This window comes from Nocardia sp. IBHARD005 (assembly GCF_052814245.1).
On the sequence record NZ_CP199935.1, the window covers coordinates 328,494 to 346,784 of the forward strand.

Consider the following 18,291-nt stretch of genomic DNA (forward strand, 5'->3'; position numbering starts at 1 on the left):
CGTGCGTGATTTCGTCTGTCCGAATTGTGGTCAGCAGCTGGCTTTCGAGAACTCGGTCTGCCTATCCTGCCGCAGCGCACTGGGTTTCAGCCTGACCGACCGCACGCTGGTGGTGATCGGTGACCCGCCGGGCGACGCCGCGGTCGATCACGCGGCGGGCGTCGTCGACAGTGATCGCTTCCGCCTGTGCGACAACCTGCATGTGGCGCAATGCAATTGGCTCGTCGACCGGGATGCCTCTGGTCCGGCGCTCTGTGTGTCGTGCCGGCTGACCAGGACCAGGCCCAACGATTCCGACACCCGCGGTCTCGCCGCGTTCGCCGAGGCCGAGGCGGCGAAACGCCGGTTGATCTTCGAACTGGTCGAACTTGGCCTGCCGATCGTCGGCCGTGACGAAGACCCCGGGCACGGGCTGGCCTTCGACCTGCTGTCCAGCCGCACCAAGGGCGTGCTCACCGGCCATATCGACGGGGTGGTCACCCTGGACCTCGCCGAGGCGCACGACCCGCATCGCGAGCAGTTGCGGATCGAGATGGCCGAACCGTATCGCACCTTGCTCGGCCACTTCCGGCACGAGATCGGGCACTACTACTTCCCCGTTCTGGTCGCTGATAACGCGGCGCTGCAACGCTTCCGGGCTCTGTTCGGCGATCCGTTCGCCGACTACCAGGCGGCACTGGATCGTCACTATTCCCAGGGTGCGCCCCGCGGCTGGAAGCGCGACTACGTCTCCTCCTATGCCACCATGCACGCCGCCGAGGACTGGGCCGAGACCTTCGCCCACTACCTGCACATCCGCGACACCCTCGATACCGCGGCGGCCTTCGGCCTCGCCCCCGCGGGCGCGACCCTTGACCGCCCGCAGATCGGTCGCGCCGGGTTCGACAAGATCATCGAGCTCTGGTTGCCGCTGACCTGGTCGCTGAACATGGTCAACCGCTCGATGGGCCACGACGACCTGTATCCCTTCGTACTGCCCGATCGAGTGCTGGAGAAGATGCGCTTCGTCCACGACCTCTGCGCCGGCAGTCATGCCGCCGTCCCGGAGTCCGTCGCCTGGACGGGATAATGCCCGGTCGATTTCGCTGCGACGAGCGTCACAGCTAGCTACGCTTCGATTTTGAGACCAGAGCGTCTCAATCCGGTCGGTACCTCGGCTCGGACTGCTCGATGAGAAGTGTGTGGCTATGAACTCTCCACTGGTATCAGTCGGTCTGCCGTTGGCGCTGGCGGTGATCATGTTCGGCCTCGGGCTCTCGCTCACCGGCGCCGACTTCGCCCGCATCGCGAAGACCCCGCGCATCGTCGCCATCGCGCTGGCCCCGCGTAGATGTGGTGTCGGCGAGGACTTCGTGTCGGCGATGGCGAGGTGCGGCAGCGGGCCTGTGGACACAGTGCCGCCATAGGACTAACCTCTTAGCTAAGGAGGTGTCATGGCAGGGAACGCGGCCGAACAGTTCAATATTCACGACGCGAAGACGAACCTGTCGCGCATCATCGAGCGGGTGGAGCAGGGGGAGGAAATCGTGATCAGTCGTGCTGGCACTCCGGTCGCCAAGGTGGTGCCGTTGAGCCGCCGGGTCAATCGCACCGGGCGTGGTTCGCTGCGTGGTCGGGTGGAGTTGTCGTCTGACTGGGATTCGCCGGAGACCAACGCCGATATCGCGCGCGACTTCGGCGCATGAGCCTGCTGCTGGATACCCATGTGATCCTGTGGTGGTTGACCGACGACTCGACGCTCGATCCAGAGCTGCGAGAGCGGCTCGACCACGATCCTGATGTCTATGTCAGTGCGGCATCGGTATGGGAGATCGCGATGAAGCAGGCGTCGGGAAAGCTCGCAGGTCCTGCCGACCTACCCGAACGGGTAGTGGGCGGCGGGTTCCTGCCGCTGGCCATCGATGCGCGCCATGCGATCGAGGCGGCCCGTCTGCCGATGATCCATCGTGACCCCTTCGACCGAATTCTGGTCGCCCAGGCTCGTTGTGAGGAGCTGACGCTTGTCACCCGCGACCCGTATTGCCTCCAGTACGAGGTCGATTCCCTGCGCTGCTGACTCAGGCGCGCAGGCGTTCCTTGCGGAGACGATCGACTTCGGGGAGGTCGAGCGGGGCGAGGTCGGCGGCGGGGATGCCGAGGGCCTTGGCGATGAGGAGGTCGGCCAGTTCGGGGTTGCGGGCCAGGGCTGGGCCGTGCAGGTAGGTGCCGAAGACCGAGCCCTGGACGACGCCCTCGGTGCCGTCGCCGACGCCGTTGCCGACGCCACGGGTGACGCGGGCGAGCGGGGTGGCATCGGGGCCGAGAGTCGTTCCGCCCCGGTGGTTTTCGAAACCGGTGAGGGATGCTGTGAGCCCGGGGACCAGTGGGGTGGTGGTTACTTCGCCGATGGCGCGAACCTTCTGGGGGGAGGTGGTGACATCGAAAAGGCTTACGCCGTCCACCTTTTCGCCCGCCGAGGTCTCGTACCAGTTGCCGAGCACCTGGATGGCGGCGCAGATGGCGAGCACGGGTGCGCCCTTGGCGGCGGCCTGCTGGAGGCCGGGGTACTTCTGGAGGTGGCGGGTGGCCAGCCGCTGCGCGGAGTCCTCGGCGCCGCCGAGGGTGTAGATGTCGAAGGAATCCGGGACGGGATCGGCGAGGGTGATGTCGATGATCTCGGCGTCGTAGCCCCGCATCCGCAGGCGTTGGCGCAGGACCAGGGCATTGCCGCCGTCGCCGTAGGTGCCCATCACGTCGGGCAGGACGAGGCCGATACGAATCGTTGACTCGCTCATTTGCGGGCCTCCAGGTCACGGTTGAGATCGCGGAACGCGGTGTAGTTGGCCAGCACCTCGACGTGGCCTGCGGGACAGGAGGCGATGGCGCGCAGGGGATCCGGGACGAGCGTGTGCTCGACGCCCGCGTAGGTGAGACGCACGGCAAGGTCGGTGGCGCGCTCGCCCGAGGCGACCACCTGCACGCCTTCGAAGTGCTCGAACCGCACATCCCACAGCCAGGACAGATCCTCGCCGTCGGGCACCTGACCGTTCACCGCGATCACCAGACCGGCCGAGGACGGCTCGATCATCGACAGCGCTTCCTGCCAGCCCGCGGGATTCTTGGCCAGCAGCAGCCGGGCATCGTGCTCACCGACGGTGACGGTGCGGTAGCGGCCCGCGATCTCGCGCACGGTGCCGGTGGCATCGGTCGCCTTCGCGGGCTCGGCGCCCATCGCGACCGCGGCGGCCACGGCCTGCGCGGCATTGCCGCGGTTCGCGCGACCCGGCAGCGCCAGGTGCAGCGGAGCGCGGAAACCATCAGGGCCACACAGGTCTTCGCCTTCGAGCCACCACACCGGTTGCGGGCGGTGGAAATCCGCACCGGTCGAGCGCCAGTTCTCGCCTTCCCAGACGATCGGCTCACCGCTGCGCGGACAACTCGTCGCGTCGACGGCCCAGCCGCTGCCCGCCGACACCCACACCACCTTCGGATGGTCGTAGGCGATGGAGGACACCAGCACGTCGTCGCAGTTGGCGATGACGACCGCGTCGGGATGACGCAACAGGCCGGCACGCAGCTTGCGTTCGATCATGTTGATCTCGCCGACCCGGTCGAGCTGGTCGCGGCTGAGATTGAGCAGCACCACGGCGGCGGGGTCGAGCGCGTCGCTCACGTGCGGCAGGTGCAGCTCGTCGACCTCGATCGCGGCCAGCGACACGCCCGGATGCAGGCTGAGCGCCGCCACGATGCCCGCGTCCATATTGGCGCCGTCGGCCTGGGTGGCGACATCGCCGAGCGTGCCGAGCGCGGCGGTCGTCATCCGGGTGGTGGTCGACTTACCGTTGGTGCCGGTGATCAGCACTGTTCGCCGACCGCGCCCGAGCTGCGTCATGATCGACGGATCGATCTTCAACGCGATCAGGCCGCCGATCATCGAACCCTTACCGCGACCCGCCTTCTGCGAAGCCCACGACGCTGCCGCCGCTGCTCGTAAGGCCAAGCGCCCACGCACCGAGATGTCTGCCACGCCGCGAGTCTATGTGGGCGGTGTTACGCGGTGTTACGCGCCGCGTGCGGGAGGGTGCCACACGGTGTTACGCGCCCCGTGCGGGACGGGTGTGACGTGCGATTCAGTGCTCGCGGGTCAGGTGGGGCCGTCGAACAGGTTGGGCAGGCCACGGGCGTAGCGGTCGGTGTCGAGGGCGCGCAGGGGTTCGAGTTCGGGGGTGCGGCGCAGACGGAAGCCACGGCAGCGCGGTGCCGACGAGCCCGCCACGTCGAGCAGCGCGTTCACCGCGGCACGGGCCGACTCGTTGGCGCCCTCCATGGTCGCCAGGTCGACATCGGTGCGCACATAATCACCGGCGAGGAACAGGTTCTCGATCGAGCCGTGCGGGTCGGGGCGGGCGTCCCACGAACCCGCGGTATTGATGAGCAACGGGTCGGCATTCGCGTTGCGACTGCCCTGCCAGGTGATTCCCGGATCGAGAAACCAGGAATGCACGTCGGCGGGGCGGAGCAGTTGTTCGCGATCGTTGAGATGGCTGCTCAACTGCTCCCAGACTTCGCGGAAGATCTCCTCGTGGGTGCATTCGGTGGCGGGTTTGCCGTAGAGCATTCCGGGCGAATTCCAGTCGGAGATATCCACCGAAAGGCAATCGGCCACCGACCCGTCGCCGAAAGACGGCAGTTTGTCGGTCCACAACTGATTCTGGCTGATCGAGGTGAGCGACCAGGGCGAATCGACATAGGCGGTGTGTCCGCGTGAAATACGCAGTGGCGCACGGAAATAGATCTGTATTCCGTTCATCCAATCGACGAAGAGCCGCTCCGTCGCGGCGAGTTCCGGTGCCACGGCCAGCACGTGCGACGACCACAGTTTCCTGGCCTGTTCCACCGGCAGCGCCACCACGAAATAGTCGGCGTCGACCGTGCGTGCCCCGGTGGAATCGGTGATTCGAGCAGCTCGGATCCGTCGGTCGCGCACCTCGAGTTCGCTGACCCGTGCGCCGAGTTCGAACCGAACGCCCAGGTCACGGAGGTGGCGCACCCACGGGTCGATCCAGGCGGTGTTGGTCGTGTTGTTGAGCACGCGGTCGAGGCCGCCGTCGTTGCCGAGGCCGAGCGGGTTGCCGAGGAACTGTTCGCCCATGCTGCCGATGGTGCGGGTACTGGCCAGGTTCTCCTTGGCGGCGACCATGATCGAGGTCAGCGACCTGGACACGATCGCGCGGAACTCGCGCGAACGCTCGTGCCCGTGCACGAAGTCGTACCAGGACGTGTGCTCCCACTGACCGAATCGGCGGGCATCGCAGCTGGTGTTGAACACCATCAGCCGGTTGGCGAAGTACATGCCTTCGGTGGGCGACATCTTGGAGATCGTGGTGATGGTGGCGGCCAGGGTTTCCCTGATCGAATCCGGGGTCACCTGTGCGGCGGTGATGCTGTTGGGCAGGGCGAGCAGGATGTCGTCGCCGTCGCGGCGCGAGAACCTGGCCTCCGGCACCGCGATGAGGTTGTTCCACACGCCGTCGGCGTTGCCGGCGAACGGAATTCGGCGCATCGTGTCGGGCAGGTTCTGATAGAAGCCGGGGAAGAAGCGGAACCCGTGCTCGCCGGGCAGATCGGGCCTGCCGTCGCGGCCGGTGCCCGGCACGCCCACGCTGCGCGCCTTGCCGCCCAGCGCCCGCGCCTCGTACACGGTGACCTCGAACCCGCGCTCGGCCAATTCGTGGGCGGCGGTCAGTCCGGCGACACCGCCGCCGAGTACCGCGACCCGACGGCCGGGTGGCGCGGCGAATCCCGGCGCTCCGGCTACGGCCCCCGCCGATATCACCCCCGCTGCGACCGTGCCGCGAAGAAGGTTCCTTCGCGACACGGGCCACCGCTGTTCCGCCATACGCTGTTCAGCTGCCTTGCTCGAGTATTGCCTGGGATTTGCTACCACTCTAGAGCGCGGCGAAGACCAAGCTTTATCGACCTGTGCGTCGTTCGCGAGCTCGAAACCGACCGGTCGCACGGAAACGCATCGGCGACCGATCACATGCTAGCCAGAGCTCGCGCGATCGCGGGTTGAATTCGGGTTCAGGCTCGAGCCAATTCGGGGATGGGGGCGGGCGCTGGTGTTTTCCCGATGCCGCGGCCGGTGGTCGCCGCGAAGGCGCCCGCGATCACGACCGCCCCGCCGATCAGCGCGGCCACCGAGGGCTCCTCGCCGAGGACCGTCCAGGCCGCGGCGATGCCGACGACCGGCACGAGCAGCGACAACGGCGCCACCGTCCCCGCGGGGTAGCGGCTCATCAAGTAGGTCCACAGGCTGGATCCGCAGACGGTCGAGAGGACGGCGATGTAGGCGAGTGCGGCCAGCGCGGGCAGGCCGTCGGCGGAGAACGCGGTGCCGATCGCGCGCAAACCTGTTCCAGGCCCCTCAACAGCCATCGACAGCGCCAGCATCGGCACCACAGGAACCACCGACATCCACAGGGTCAGGTGCAGAGGGTTGTAGCCGGGGGAGTCGGCACCGGCTCGGCGGGCGCCGATATTGCCGAATGCCCAGCCGAGGCCGCCTGCCAGCGTCAGCAGAACCGGGAGCAGGGTGGCGGTGGCCATGCGGTCGGCGCCGATGATGACCATGCCGAGTACGGCGACCGCGAGACCGGCGACCTGCACGGGCCGCAATCGCTCGCGCAGCAGGACCGCGCCGAGCACCACCGTGAACGGCGCCGACGACTGGAGCACCAGTGAGGCGAGACCGGTCGGCATGCCGGTGCGCATCGCCGTGAACAGGAACGCGAACTGCAGGGTGCCGAAGCCGGTGCCGTAGAGCAGCAGCCAGCGGGTGCGCACGGCCGGGCGCGGGATGAAGATCAGCACCGGGATCGCGATGACGGCGAAGCGCAGTGCGACGAAGAAGAAGGGCGGGAAGTGGTCGAGGCCGATGCGGATGGCCAGGAAGTTCAGGCCCCAGAGCACAACGACGGTCAGTCCGAGCAGGCGATCACGGGAGGTCACGCCCTTATCGTGCGGGCCGCTAAAGATCAGCACAATCGAATAAATATGGATGGATAACGTAGTTTTGCTTCATGTTCTCGATCGAGCGATTGCGGATTCTGCGCGAGCTGGCCGACCGTGGCACGGTCACGTCCGTCGCCGAGGTGCTGTCGATGACGCCGTCGGCGGTCTCGCAGCAGCTGAAGGTGCTGGCCAGGGAGGCCGGGGTCGCGCTGCTCGAGCCGGACGGGCGCCGGGTGCGGCTCACCGACGCCGGGCAGGCGCTGGTGTTGCGGGCCGACGACGTGCTCGCCGCGATGGAGCGGGCCACCGCGGAGATGGCGCACTATCGGGGCTCGCCGCGCGGACAGGTGCGGGTGGCGTCGTTCCCGTCCGGGGCCGCGTTGCTGCTGCCACCCGTGCTGGCCACGTTGGCCACCAGCGGGGTCGAACTGGTCGCGGGTGACGAGGACCTGCCACCGAGTGCGGCATCGAAACTGCTGGCCGACTACGACATCGTGCTCACCCATCGCGACGAACGCGCGCCGTCGCTGGCCGGATCGCGGCTGTCGGCGCGGGTGCTGATGCGCGAGCCGATCGATGTCGTTGTCGCGCGGGATCATCCACTGGCCGGGCGTTCGTCGGTGCGTCCGGAGGAACTCGCCGAAGAGACCTGGGTGAGTGTGCGCGGCGGGTTCCCGGTCGACGATGTGCTCGAGTCCATCGCCACCGTCACCGGGGTGCGGCCACGGATCGCACAGCGGCTCAACGAGTTCCGGGTGATCGAAACGCTCGTCGCCTCCGGCTACGGTGTCGCGCTGATGCCGCGCTACGCCGTCGCCCACCCCGACCTGTCGGTTCTACCGCTGGCCGGGGTCCGCGCGGCCAGGGTCTACGAGATCGTCACCCGCCCGCAGGCGCACCGCAGCCCGGCCATCGCCACGGTGCTCGACGCGTTCGAGGCCGCGGTGCGCGCGGTCATCGCGCGCTGACGGACCCGCGTAACTGCTCGACCAGCGCGTGCAGGACGAAGAAGTTGGGGATATCGGCGACCGAGGTCGAGTTCAGGCCGAACCACTTACCCTCGACGCTGATCTCGGCGTATCCGTGGGCCGTGTTCAACGACTGCACCTGCTGCCACGGGACGCGCTTGTTTCGGGCACCGATCTCGCTCGACGTCAGCCAGATATCACCGAAATCGAGCCGGTGGCCGGCGTGCACGGCGGCGAGTGCCTTCGGCAGTTGGGCCTGGGTGACCGACTGCTGAATCCACGGGCCCCACTGATCGGGTTGCACGAACGAACTCTGGATGTCGAAGCGCTGGCCGGCGAGATCGGTGAGCGTGTAGCTGTAGACCGTGATGATCGGCCCGCCGTTCTTGCGCTTGCGCACGATCTTCTGCAGCACCGTGGTCGAGTCGAAGCGCGCGACGCTGGTGCGACCGCCGACGACCGCGACCAGGCCATGGTCGTAGAGGGCGAGACGATTGCCCTTGGTCGAGCGCTCGTGCCACCACGCCTGCGCGGCGACCAGGAGGAACGTGGGCAGCGAGGCGATGGCGAACAGTCCGGTGAACCACACCAGATCGGTCTTGCCTGCGACGATCGCGAACACCGTCGCCGCGATCGCCACCCCGGTGACGATGCCGATGATGCGAATCCGCCCCCACGCCATCACGGCCGGCGTGTAGGCCGCGCGATGACCGCCCAACCCCGCGCCTGCCGCCACTCCCGCGACATGGCGCGCCGCTGCTTCTTCGGACATGTTCCCCTCCCCCGATGTTTCAGTTACACAAGATTCGCGCTAGGTCAGAACTGGCCTGGCTGGTACTGCTGGCCCGGGTAGGGCTGGCCCGGCTGATACGGCTGCTGCTGCTGACCGTGGTAGCTGAAGTCGTCGGCGACCATCGCGGCCAGTTCGAGCAGGGCCCGCCTGGTCGGCTTGCTGACCAGTTCGAGGTCGATCTCGGCGCCCTCGGCCAGGTGGTCGTCGAACGGGACGATCTGCACGGCGCGCGTGCGGTCGAGGAACAGCTTGCGCAGCTGGTCCAGGTCCACCGTGGACGCGCCACGCCGCGACGCGTTCACGACGACGACGGTGCGTTCGACCAGCTTGGAGTAGCCGTGGTGGTCGAGCCAGTCCAGCGTCGCCGAGGCGCTGCGCGCGCCGTCGATGGCGGGGGAGGTGACCAGCACCAGCGAGCTCGCCATATCCAGCACGCCCGACATCGCCGAGTGCATCAGACCGGTGCCGCAGTCGGTGAGGATGATGTTGTAGAACGACTGCAGGATGCCGATGGCCTTGCGGTAGTCGGCCTCGCTGAAGGCCTCCGACACGGCCGGATCCTGTTCGGAGGCAAGCACTTCCAGTCGGCTCGGGGCCTGCGAGGTATGTGCGCGCACATCCGAGTACCGGGTGATCTGCTGGTCTTCGAGCAGGTTGCGCACCGTCGAGCGAGTCTGGCGCGGCACCCGGTGGGCGAGCGTGCCCAGGTCGGGGTTGGCGTCGATGGCGATGACCCGGTCACCGCGCTGGGAGGCGAAGGTGGAGCCGAGACCGACCGTGGTGGTGGTCTTGCCGACGCCGCCCTTGAGCGAGAGGATCGCGATCCGGTAATCGCCGCGCACGGGCTGGTTGACCCGCTCGCCGAGATCGCGGAAGACGACATCGGCCGCCGACTCGCCGGGGTTGATCGCACCGCCGGACACCTTGTGCACGGCCTTGCGCCATCCGCTGCGCGGCGACTTACGCGCGCGCTTGAGCAGGTTCAGATCGTTGACCGAATGGCCGGGCTGGCCGGGCTGCTGCATGTGCTGCGGCTGGAACGGCTGCTGCTGCGGGGGCGGACCGCCTTGCCACTGCTGGCCGGGCGGCGGACCCGCCGGACCCGGCTGGCCGAGCTGACCGGGGAACTGCCCCGGTTGACCGGGGAACTGTCCCGGCTGCTCAGGCTGCTGACCCGGGGGCATCCCACCCTGCATCGGCTGCTGGTACATCGGCGGCGGCGGAGGCGCCCAGCTGTAGATGGGCTCGGACTGCGGCCCCTGCTCCTGAGGCGGGAACTGCTGCTGCTGTTCGTGACCGGGGTAGGGCTGGCCCTCGGCACCCGGATACTGCGGCTGCTGTTCGGCGCCGGGGTACTGCGGCGGCATGCCCGGTTGAAGCTGCTCGCCGGTCGCGTGCGGGCCGGGGTAGGGCTGTTGCTCGCCCGGCTGACCAGGCAGCCACGGCTGCTCGCCCGGCTGCCCCGGCCACGGCTGCTGCTCGGGGCCGTTCATCGGCGGCGCGCCATTGTGCTGATACGGATCGGGCACCGAGTACGGAGCACCCTGCGCGAACTGACCCGGCGGCGCGAAACCGGCGGGCTGGTACACGGTCTGGTCGGCGAGTGCGGCATGGCCGGGCTCGGCGACGGGCTGCTCACCGGTCGACGGATCGCCGAGTTCACCGGTCGGCTCGGCGGCGGTGTCCGCGGGCTCGATGGCGTCCTCGGTCGCGGTCTGCACACCGGAGGGACCGGACGCAGCTTCGGACACGTCAGCCGACGGACTCTGCAGCCACGGCGGAGAGGTCGGATTATGGTCGTTGTTGGTCACAGTTCCCCCACTTGCTCGCTGAACGAGCAGGAAAGCTCGGCGCTGAATATGCCCTAAAACGCTAACACGGTGTGCATGGTCGGGTGCTGTCGCGCTGGGGTTCGGCAGGGCTACGACATCCCCTGGTTGGTAGTCCCAGGCGGGTTTGACGCTGTGTTTATTGGAGCGCTGGCGCGCTCGAGTCGCGGCCCTGAGGGGCCGCCGGTTAGGCGCCGGTGCTTGCTCCTTCGTCGCCTGCGCACCGGCGCCTAACCGGCGGCCCGGCCGCGACCGGCCACTGCGTGGCCGCCGCTCCCTCGGGGTCGCGCGTGCGGGGTTGGGAGTGCGGGCATGGCGGAATTCAGGTGTGCGGTGTGGCCGGGTTCGCTGGTTCGCGGACCCGGCCGACCTTGCATGAACTACTGTGCGGCGCGGTTCACTGCGGAGACGACGGCGCGCAGGGAGGCGGTGGTGATCGAGGTGGCGATGCCGACACCCCACACGACCTTCTCACCGATCGCGACCTCGACGTAGGCCGCGGCCTGCGCATCGTCACCGGCGGACATGGCGTGCTCGCTGTAATCGAGCACCCGCACATCGAAGCCGACGGTCGCGATCGCGTCGACGAACGCGGCCAGCGGGCCGTTGCCGGAACCGCTGATCTCCTGCTCGGCGCCCTCGACCTTCACGGTCGCCACGATCGAGTCCACCCCACCGTCGGTCTCGGCGGCGGTGACCTTCTGCTTGATCCGCTCGAGCGGCATGATCGGGTTCAGGTACTCGGTGGCGAAGACGTCCCACATCTCCTTGGGCGTCACCTCCCCGCCCTCACCGTCGGTGATCGTCTGGATGGCCTGCGAGAACTCGATCTGCAGGCGACGCGGCAGCACCAGCCCGTGATCGGTCTTCATGATGTAGGCCACGCCGCCCTTGCCGGACTGCGAGTTCACCCGGATCACGGCCTCGTAGGTGCGGCCGACATCCTTCGGGTCGATCGGCAGGTACGGGACCTCCCAGACGATGTCGGACACGTCGGCGCTCTGCGCGTCGGCAGTGGCTTTCATCGCGTCAAGGCCCTTGTTGATGGCGTCCTGGTGGCTGCCGGAGAACGCGGTGTAGACCAGATCGCCGCCGTAGGGGTGACGTTCGGCGACGGCCAGCTGATTGCAGTACTCCACCGTGCGGCGGACCTCGTCGATATCGGAGAAGTTGATCTGCGGGTCGATACCGCGCGAGAACATGTTCATGCCCAGCGTCACCAGGCAGACGTTGCCGGTGCGCTCACCGTTGCCGAACAGGCAGCCCTCGATACGATCGGCGCCGGCCTGGTAGCCCAGCTCGGCGGCCGCGACGGCGGTGCCACGGTCGTTGTGCGGGTGCAGCGACAGCACGATCGAATCGCGACGGGCCAGATTGCGGTGCATCCACTCGATCGAGTCGGCGTACACGTTCGGTGTGGCCATCTCGACGGTCGCGGGCAGGTTGAGGATCAGCGGCTTCTCGGGAGTCGGCGCGATGATCTCGGAGACCGCGTCGCAGACCTCACGGGCGTAATCCAGCTCGGTGCCGGTGTAGGACTCCGGGCTGTACTCGTAGCGCCACTCGGTGTCGGGGTAGCGCTTCTCGATCTCCAGGCACAGCTTCGCGGCATCGGTGGCGATCTTCTTCACCGCGTCGCGCTCGGCGCGGAAGACCACGCGGCGTTGCAGGATCGAGGTGGAGTTGTAGAAGTGCACGATCACGTTCGGTGCGCCCGCGCAGGCCTCGAAAGTGCGCTCGATCAGCTCGGCGCGGCACTGGGTGAGGACCTGGATGGTGACGTCGGCGGGGACCGCGCCGTCTTCGATGATCTCGCGGACGAAATCGAAATCGGTCTGGCTCGCGGCCGGGAAACCGACCTCGATCTCCTTGTAGCCCATCCGCACCAGCAGGTCGAACATGCGGCGCTTGCGGGCCGGGCTCATCGGGTCGATGAGGGCCTGGTTGCCGTCGCGCAGGTCGACGGCGCACCACGCGGGCGCGCGATCGATGATCTTGTCGGGCCAGGTGCGGTCGGGCACCGTGATCGGCTCGACCTCTTCGGCGAAGGGCCGATACCGGAACGACGGCATCGAGGAGTTCTTCTGGGTGTTCCAGGCGGGCTGGTCGGCCGGTGCGGGTTTGCCGGGGGCCGAAATGGTGCGCGAAGCGGATACGAATGCGTCAGCCGAGGACATGCAAGTTTCTCCGTGGGTGTGGTGGATTCCCTGATGGGAGCGGGTCGACCGGCGCGTTGGAACCCCGCGACGAGAGCCGGTCCGTATCAGAACCCGTCGCGGCGGCCGAGAAGAAGAGCCCGCTGCAGCATGATCCTGCGAGCTTACCGCGTGCCCACCCTCGCTTGTCAGCGACCCGGACCAATTCGGTGAATCAAGTCCGCTGCCATTCACTCACCAGTTGACCAGTACGGTTTCCCCCATAACGCACGCTTGTACGGACCTGCGCGTCCGACGAGACGTCCCAAAGGAATTCGGATGACTTGGTTACAACAGGTGGCCATCTTCGCCGCGGGTATCGCGGCGGGTGGCATCAATACGATCGTCGGATCGGGCACGCTGATCACCTTTCCCGCGCTGCTGGCGTTCGGGTTGCCACCGGTGACAGCGAATGTGTCGAACACGATCGGGCTCGTCCCCGGCTCGGTGAGTGGGGTCGTCGGGTACCGGCGCGAACTGCGGGGACAGCGGTCGCGACTGCTGCAATTGGGCACCGCGTCGCTACTGGGCGGCATCACCGGCGCGATCCTGCTGCTGACGATGCCGGAAGAGGCGTTCAAGGCGATCGTCCCGGTGCTCATCATCGTGGCGCTGATCCTCGTTGTCGTGCAGCCACGACTGGCCGCGTGGGTGAAACAGCGCCGTGCGGGCGGTGCGTCGGCGGCGCCGGAGCACGGTGGCCCGATCCTGCTGGTCGCGGTGTTCGCCACCGGCATCTACGGCGGGTATTTCGGGGCGGCGCAGGGCGTGCTGCTGATCGGTTTGCTCGGGGTCTTCGTGCACGAGGACATTCAGCGGCTCAACGGCGTGAAGAACGTGCTGGCACTGATCGTGAACGCGGTGTCGGCGGTGATCTTCATCGTGGTCGCCGAGGTGGATTGGCAGGCGGTGGCGCTGATCGCGGTCGGTTCGATCATCGGCGGGCAGCTGGGTGCGAAGGTGGGCCGGAAGTTGCCACCGAATGTGCTGCGCGGGGTGATTGTGGTGGTCGGAACGATCGCGGTGGTACGCCTGCTCACCAGCTGAGTTCTCGCCTGGCCGCACGCGGTGTCGTGACATGCGATAAATGTGGGTACTACCGGGCGATTCGTCATGTTTGCGGGGTATTCTTCGCGTCGGCCATGCGTGATGAGGGAGGTGGCCTGGTGCACAGACGTGCCTTTTTCAAGGCGACGGGACTGGCGGCTGTTGCCGGTGCCGTGGGAACGACGCTGACAGGCGCGCCCGCTTCGGCGGATCCGCGCGAGGCGATGTTCCGGTCCTGGGTGCCGGAGATCTTCGCCCCGATTCCGGACGCGCCGGCGCACTCGCCTGCCATTGTCATCGGATCCGGCTTCGGTGCTGCCGTGACCGCGCTGCGCCTGGCCGAGGCCGGAATCGCCAACACCGTGCTCGAGCGCGGTTCGCACTGGCCCAACGACCCGTGGCGGGAGATCTTCACCGGCGACGATCTGCCCGATGGCCGCGGGTTCTGGCATCGCACCAGCTTCACCGGCGTCACCAAGGTGCCGATGAGTTTCAGCGCGTTCGGCGGGGTGCTGGATGTGACCGAGTATTCCGGTATCGATGTGTGGCGGGCCGCCGCGGTCGGTGGCGGATCGGTGATCTTCACCGGGGCGATGGTCGCGCCGCAACGCAGGCTCTTCGACCAGGTCTTCGGTGGTGTGGTCGACTACGGCGAGCTGGAACGCGTCTACTACCCGCGGGTGCGCCAGATGCTGCGGCTGGACACGATGCCCGCCGACATCTACCACTCCTCGCCGTTCGCGCACTCGCGCGCCTGGGACGACCAGGTCCGCGCGGCCGGTTACCAGCCGCTGCCCAACGATTCCATCTTCACCTGGGACGTGCTGCGCAGTGAGCTCGCGGGAAACTCCCGTGCCTCGGCCACCTCGGCCCGCTCGAACCTCGGCAACTCCAACGGCGCCAAGTTCGATCTCAACCAGAATTACCTGCGCTATGCCCGCGGGACCGGCAAGTCCCAGGTTTTCCCCGGCCACCGCGTCGACGCCATCGCCACGGAGGCCAGTGGCAAGTTCGTGGTCGCCGTGTCGAAGCTGGCACCGAGCGGTCAGGTGCTGAGCACCCGCAACCTGACCTGCGACAAGCTGTTCCTCGGCGCCGGCTCGATCGGCACCTCGGAACTGCTGGTCCGGGCCCAGGCCACCGGGACACTGCCCAACCTCAACGAGCACATCGGTGACGGTTTCGGCACCAACGGTGACGTAGTGCTGGCCCGCGGCGCGAGCGCCATCGCAGGCCACGGCCAAGGTGTGCCGAGCGCGAGCCGGATCTACGACGAATCCAGCGTGCCGCTCACCCTGGAGAACTGGTACATCCCCGGCATTCCGTTCGAGACCGGCGCGCTGGCCTCGCTCGGCATGGTCCTCGACCCGACCCGCGCGCGCTTCGGCTATCACGCCGCGACGGGCGGCGTCGGCCTGAACTGGTCGACGGCCACCCAGCACGCGGTCGCCGGTGCGGCCCGCGCGGTCGACCGCCGGATCGCCGACCGTGCAGGCGCGGTCGCCGAATACGGCGCGCTCGGCTACGACGCCAACGCCCAGTTCACCGCGCATCCGCTCGGTGGCGCGGTCCTCGGCAAGGCCACCGACGCCTTCGGCCGCGTCCACGGACACCCCGGCCTCTATGTGATGGACGGTGCCGCGATCCCCGGCAGCACCGCCACCGTCAACCCGTCCCTGACCATCACCGCGCTGGCCGAACGCAATATCGAGGCCATCCTGCGCGGCTGAACACGCTGCCACCCGGCGTCCGCGACTATCACTCGCGGCACCGGTCAACCAATTAGCGTGGGCAACGCCAATGGCGACCTACGCGGCGCCGACCGCCAGATGATCAGGAGCAACAGTGGCTTCACCGGGGATCGAACGGGTCGAGGCCCTGCCGGACGTACGTTCTAAGACGCCCACGCTGCGCACCGACATCTTCATGCTGATCCTCGCGATCATCTCGGTGGTACTGGTCGTGTGGATCACCTTCTTCGACGTCAGCGAACCGACCTATCACGCGATCGTCATCGTCGACACGTCGATCTGCGCGATCTTCCTCGTCGAGTTCCTGTGGCGCTGGCGGCGGGCGGGCTGGCCGTGGTCGTACCCGTTCATCTACTGGTACGAGATCGTCGGCATGATCCCGGTGACCAGCCCGCTGTTCCGCGGTTTCCGGCTGCTGCGGATCGTGGTGATCGTGATCCGGCTCGGCCGGGTCGCCGATCGGGCACTGGGGGAGCGGGTCACCGCGACGATCGTCAACCGGTTCGTCGGCACGATCGTCGACGTCATCAAGCGCCCGATGACGATCGCGATCCTCGACGAGGTCTCCAAAGTCCTGCGCGCCGGCCACTACACCCAGAACATCGCCGCCGCGCTCGAGGAGAACCACGCCGAGGTCGACCAGCTGATCATGGACCTGATCAAGAACGACCCGCAGACCGGCAAACTGCGCTACGTCCCGTTCCACGACGACATCATCCGGCTCGTCGCCGACACGGTCTACCGCATGCTGCGCCAGCTGCTCGACGACCCACGCACCGACGAACTCGTCGCCGACATGCTGCGGGAGAACCTCGACCAGATCAACGACGCCGTGCGCGCCGGGGTGCGGGTTCCGCCGTCGCACCGTGGGGTGACGCCCGCCGAGCACGGCGTGCGCCACCACCTCAGTCAGATCAAGCGTGTCTGATCTGGTCGCGCGGCTGGGCGAATCGCAGGGTCTCGAAGATCACCAGCGCGGCCAGCAGCGCGCACAGCACGGTGAGTGAGGCGAGCGCGGGCAGATACGCGGCGAACGGGATGAGCGCGAACAGCAACGCGGCGACCACGACGCGTTCGGACGACAGTGACTTGGTCGCATAGTATTTCGCGAACGTGATGCCTAGCAGGAACAGCGCGGGACCGCCGTAGAGCGCGCCGAGCGGGATGCCGTACAGCGGGTCGGTGAGCGTGTGATGCGACGAGTCGCCGACGTAGTACAGCACCTTCTTCAACCCGAGCGAAAGGCCGATGATGCCGACGATCATCGGGAAATGCCCGTACATGTAGGTGTTCTGGGCGATCTTGATCTGCCGCGCGTCCTTGGCATGGGCGAAGGCGTGTTCCATCGAGATCGCGGCGACGTCGAAGTACAACCACCACAGCAGGCCCGAGATCGCCAGGCCGAGCATGGAACCGAGTGCGATCGGCCAGGAGATGGGCAACCCGGCCACCCCGATGCCGATCGAGACGATGGATTCGCCCAGCGCCACGATGATGATGAGCCCGTACCGTTCGGCGTAGTGCTTGGCCGAATTGAGCCGCCAGTCGGTGCCGGCCGCCCAGGTCCACAGCATGTCCCCGACGATCGCGGCGAGCCACAGCAGGATCTGGGTGAGACCGGTCGTCATCGCGGCGACGACCAGCAGCGTGGTGCCGACGGTGATCGAGCCGAGCGCCCAGCGCAGCAACTGCTTGCGCAGCTGCGGATCTCCGGCGCTGATCATCCAGAACACCGTGACGTGCACCAGTCGCACGATCAGGTAGGCCACCGCGAAGACCAGCGGACCGGACCAGCCACCGGGTAGATCGGTGAAGGCCTCAGGAATGGTGAGCGCGGACAGGAACGCGCCGCCCATCGCGACGAACATCGCGACCCGTGTGATGCCCTCGTCGGCCCGCACCACATTGCCGAGCCAGGAATACGCGATCCACAGCCACCACATCAGGGCCAGGACCAGTGTCGCTCGCAGCATGTTCGCCGCGGTCGTCTCCTCGGCGGCCAGTGCGGTGACCATTGTGAACGCGAAGACGATCACCAGGTCGAAGAACAGTTCGAGCTGGGTCACCGAGTTCTCTTCGGTGACGGGCTGGAACCGGACCCGTCGATTTCCGATCATGCGCCAATGGTCGCACTCCCGGCAACGATTCGCGTGACGAGGAGGACGACCATCAGGGCCAATGGTCGCACCCCTGACCGGGATTCGCGCGGACAGGAAATCGACGAGGCGATGGTTTCGCGGACGGCGGACTAGCCGGCCGCGAAGCCCCCGACCGCGGGGTACCGCTCGGCGAAGTCGATGAAGTTCGCGACCGTTTCCTCGTGCAGCTTGCGCAGCGAGCGGTTGAACAGGATGCCCGGAATGGGCAAGGGGAGCGAGAGCTCCACGTGGTAGTCGACCTCGGTGCCCTCGGGAGTGTCCAGCAGCTCGATCCAGCCGCCGCCCTTGGAACCGCGACTGCTGTCGACGACCCGCCACGACGACCGGTACTGCTCCCAGGAGTATTCGAGCACCTGGGCGTCGGAGTTGCCCATGAAGTGGGCGGTGGCGAAGACCCGGCGTGGCCTGCCGTCGGTATCACGCGGGCCGACCCGGACATCACTGAGCGAGGTCGACCACTCCGACATCAGGTCAACGGCCAGTAGTGCGTCCATCACTTGGTCGATCTCGGCGTCAACGGTGAATCGGATGTCGATCTTCGAGCGCATCTGTGTCT

Annotated in this window: 16 protein-coding genes and 1 pseudogene; 8 read left to right on the forward strand and 9 right to left on the reverse strand. The window is 67.4% G+C overall.

Going from position 1 to position 18,291, the window contains the following annotated elements; genetic code table 11:
* Window position 1 precedes the first annotated feature (1 nt).
* From ACTWPB_RS01480 to ACTWPB_RS01495, 4 genes and pseudogenes are all read left to right on the forward strand, one after another.
* Entirely contained in the window at window positions 2–1,069 is a 1,068-nt protein-coding gene (locus tag ACTWPB_RS01480) for a zinc-binding metallopeptidase family protein (protein ID WP_446223961.1), read from the forward strand.
* Window positions 1,070–1,187: 118 nt separating this feature from the next.
* Window positions 1,188–1,319, forward strand: a pseudogene (locus ACTWPB_RS01485) (bile acid:sodium symporter family protein); the annotation flags it as partial.
* A gap of 114 nt (window positions 1,320–1,433) precedes the next feature.
* On the forward strand, window positions 1,434–1,685 hold the full coding sequence (locus ACTWPB_RS01490; protein WP_446223962.1) for a type II toxin-antitoxin system Phd/YefM family antitoxin: 252 nt from the start codon (window positions 1,434–1,436) through the stop codon (window positions 1,683–1,685).
* Window positions 1,682–2,056 carry a type II toxin-antitoxin system VapC family toxin gene (locus ACTWPB_RS01495; RefSeq protein WP_387217828.1) on the forward strand — a complete coding sequence of 125 codons (375 nt, stop codon included), beginning with the start codon at window positions 1,682–1,684 and terminating at the stop codon, window positions 2,054–2,056. Before ACTWPB_RS01490 ends, ACTWPB_RS01495 begins: the two co-directional genes overlap by 4 nt.
* A 1-nt stretch (window position 2,057) precedes the next feature.
* On the opposite strand, the gene ACTWPB_RS01500 is transcribed toward ACTWPB_RS01495, so the two are convergent.
* From ACTWPB_RS01500 to ACTWPB_RS01515, 4 genes are all read right to left on the reverse strand, one after another.
* A complete protein-coding gene (locus ACTWPB_RS01500) occupies window positions 2,058–2,774 on the reverse strand; it encodes a type 1 glutamine amidotransferase (RefSeq protein WP_446223963.1) in 717 nt (238 codons plus the stop codon).
* On the reverse strand, window positions 2,771–4,006 hold the full coding sequence (locus ACTWPB_RS01505) for a MurT ligase domain-containing protein (RefSeq protein WP_446223964.1): 1,236 nt from the start codon (window positions 4,004–4,006) through the stop codon (window positions 2,771–2,773). Before ACTWPB_RS01505 ends, ACTWPB_RS01500 begins: the two co-directional genes overlap by 4 nt.
* A 117-nt stretch (window positions 4,007–4,123) precedes the next feature.
* Entirely contained in the window at window positions 4,124–5,878 is a 1,755-nt protein-coding gene (locus ACTWPB_RS01510) for a hydroxysqualene dehydroxylase (protein WP_446223965.1), read from the reverse strand.
* Between the two features lie 185 nt (window positions 5,879–6,063).
* Window positions 6,064–6,990, reverse strand: coding sequence for an EamA family transporter (locus tag ACTWPB_RS01515; RefSeq protein ID WP_446223966.1), 927 nt, complete (start codon window positions 6,988–6,990; stop codon window positions 6,064–6,066).
* Window positions 6,991–7,061: 71 nt separating this feature from the next.
* On the opposite strand from ACTWPB_RS01515, the gene ACTWPB_RS01520 reads away from it, so the two are divergent.
* Window positions 7,062–7,961 carry a LysR family transcriptional regulator gene (locus tag ACTWPB_RS01520; RefSeq protein WP_446223967.1) on the forward strand — a complete coding sequence of 300 codons (900 nt, stop codon included), beginning with the start codon at window positions 7,062–7,064 and terminating at the stop codon, window positions 7,959–7,961.
* Here ACTWPB_RS01520 and ACTWPB_RS01525 read toward each other — a convergent pair.
* The 3 genes from ACTWPB_RS01525 to leuA all read right to left on the reverse strand — a co-directional run bounded on the left by ACTWPB_RS01525 (window position 7,948) and on the right by leuA (window position 12,760).
* On the reverse strand, window positions 7,948–8,733 hold the full coding sequence (locus ACTWPB_RS01525) for a DUF6585 family protein (RefSeq protein ID WP_446223968.1): 786 nt from the start codon (window positions 8,731–8,733) through the stop codon (window positions 7,948–7,950). The two genes, ACTWPB_RS01520 and ACTWPB_RS01525, sit on opposite strands and share 14 nt — an antisense overlap.
* A gap of 44 nt (window positions 8,734–8,777) precedes the next feature.
* Complete coding sequence (locus ACTWPB_RS01530; protein WP_446226200.1) at window positions 8,778–10,475, reverse strand: nucleotide-binding protein; 1,698 nt, start codon at window positions 10,473–10,475, stop codon at window positions 8,778–8,780.
* 488 nt (window positions 10,476–10,963) lie between these two features.
* Window positions 10,964–12,760, reverse strand: a complete 1,797-nt coding sequence (gene leuA, locus ACTWPB_RS01535; protein ID WP_446223969.1) for a 2-isopropylmalate synthase — start codon at window positions 12,758–12,760, stop codon at window positions 10,964–10,966.
* Window positions 12,761–13,057: 297 nt separating this feature from the next.
* Between leuA and ACTWPB_RS01540 the strand changes: the two genes are divergently transcribed.
* The 3 genes from ACTWPB_RS01540 (at window position 13,058) to ACTWPB_RS01550 (ending at window position 16,504) form a co-directional block, all read left to right on the forward strand.
* The gene (locus ACTWPB_RS01540; RefSeq protein ID WP_446223970.1) at window positions 13,058–13,825 is read left to right on the forward strand and encodes a sulfite exporter TauE/SafE family protein; all 768 of its coding nucleotides are present in this window, start codon (window positions 13,058–13,060) and stop codon (window positions 13,823–13,825) included.
* 119 nt (window positions 13,826–13,944) lie between these two features.
* Window positions 13,945–15,555: a GMC oxidoreductase gene (locus ACTWPB_RS01545; RefSeq protein ID WP_446223971.1), complete on the forward strand. Its 1,611-nt coding sequence runs from the start codon at window positions 13,945–13,947 to the stop codon at window positions 15,553–15,555.
* 115 nt (window positions 15,556–15,670) lie between these two features.
* On the forward strand, window positions 15,671–16,504 hold the full coding sequence (locus ACTWPB_RS01550) for an ion transporter (protein WP_446223972.1): 834 nt from the start codon (window positions 15,671–15,673) through the stop codon (window positions 16,502–16,504).
* Here the strand turns inward: ACTWPB_RS01550 and ACTWPB_RS01555 are convergent.
* On the reverse strand, window positions 16,491–17,693 hold the full coding sequence (locus ACTWPB_RS01555) for a low temperature requirement protein A (RefSeq protein WP_446223973.1): 1,203 nt from the start codon (window positions 17,691–17,693) through the stop codon (window positions 16,491–16,493). The two genes, ACTWPB_RS01550 and ACTWPB_RS01555, sit on opposite strands and share 14 nt — an antisense overlap.
* Window positions 17,694–17,824: 131 nt before the next feature.
* A complete protein-coding gene (locus tag ACTWPB_RS01560; protein WP_446223974.1) occupies window positions 17,825–18,283 on the reverse strand; it encodes an SRPBCC family protein in 459 nt (152 codons plus the stop codon).
* Window positions 18,284–18,291 lie beyond the last annotated feature (8 nt).

Coding starts and splice junctions, on each gene's coding strand:
- ACTWPB_RS01540 (WP_446223970.1), top strand. CDS start 13,058: ATGACTTGGTTACAACAGGTGGCCATCTTCGCCGCGGGTATCGCGGCG.
- ACTWPB_RS01500 (WP_446223963.1), bottom strand. CDS start 2,774: ATGAGCGAGTCAACGATTCGTATCGGCCTCGTCCTGCCCGACGTGATG.
- ACTWPB_RS01510 (WP_446223965.1), bottom strand. CDS start 5,878: ATGGCGGAACAGCGGTGGCCCGTGTCGCGAAGGAACCTTCTTCGCGGC.
- ACTWPB_RS01490 (WP_446223962.1), top strand. CDS start 1,434: ATGGCAGGGAACGCGGCCGAACAGTTCAATATTCACGACGCGAAGACG.
- ACTWPB_RS01495 (WP_387217828.1), top strand. CDS start 1,682: ATGAGCCTGCTGCTGGATACCCATGTGATCCTGTGGTGGTTGACCGAC.
- ACTWPB_RS01555 (WP_446223973.1), bottom strand. CDS start 17,693: ATGATCGGAAATCGACGGGTCCGGTTCCAGCCCGTCACCGAAGAGAAC.
- ACTWPB_RS01520 (WP_446223967.1), top strand. CDS start 7,062: ATGTTCTCGATCGAGCGATTGCGGATTCTGCGCGAGCTGGCCGACCGT.
- leuA (WP_446223969.1), bottom strand. CDS start 12,760: ATGTCCTCGGCTGACGCATTCGTATCCGCTTCGCGCACCATTTCGGCC.
- ACTWPB_RS01560 (WP_446223974.1), bottom strand. CDS start 18,283: ATGCGCTCGAAGATCGACATCCGATTCACCGTTGACGCCGAGATCGAC.
- ACTWPB_RS01525 (WP_446223968.1), bottom strand. CDS start 8,733: ATGTCCGAAGAAGCAGCGGCGCGCCATGTCGCGGGAGTGGCGGCAGGC.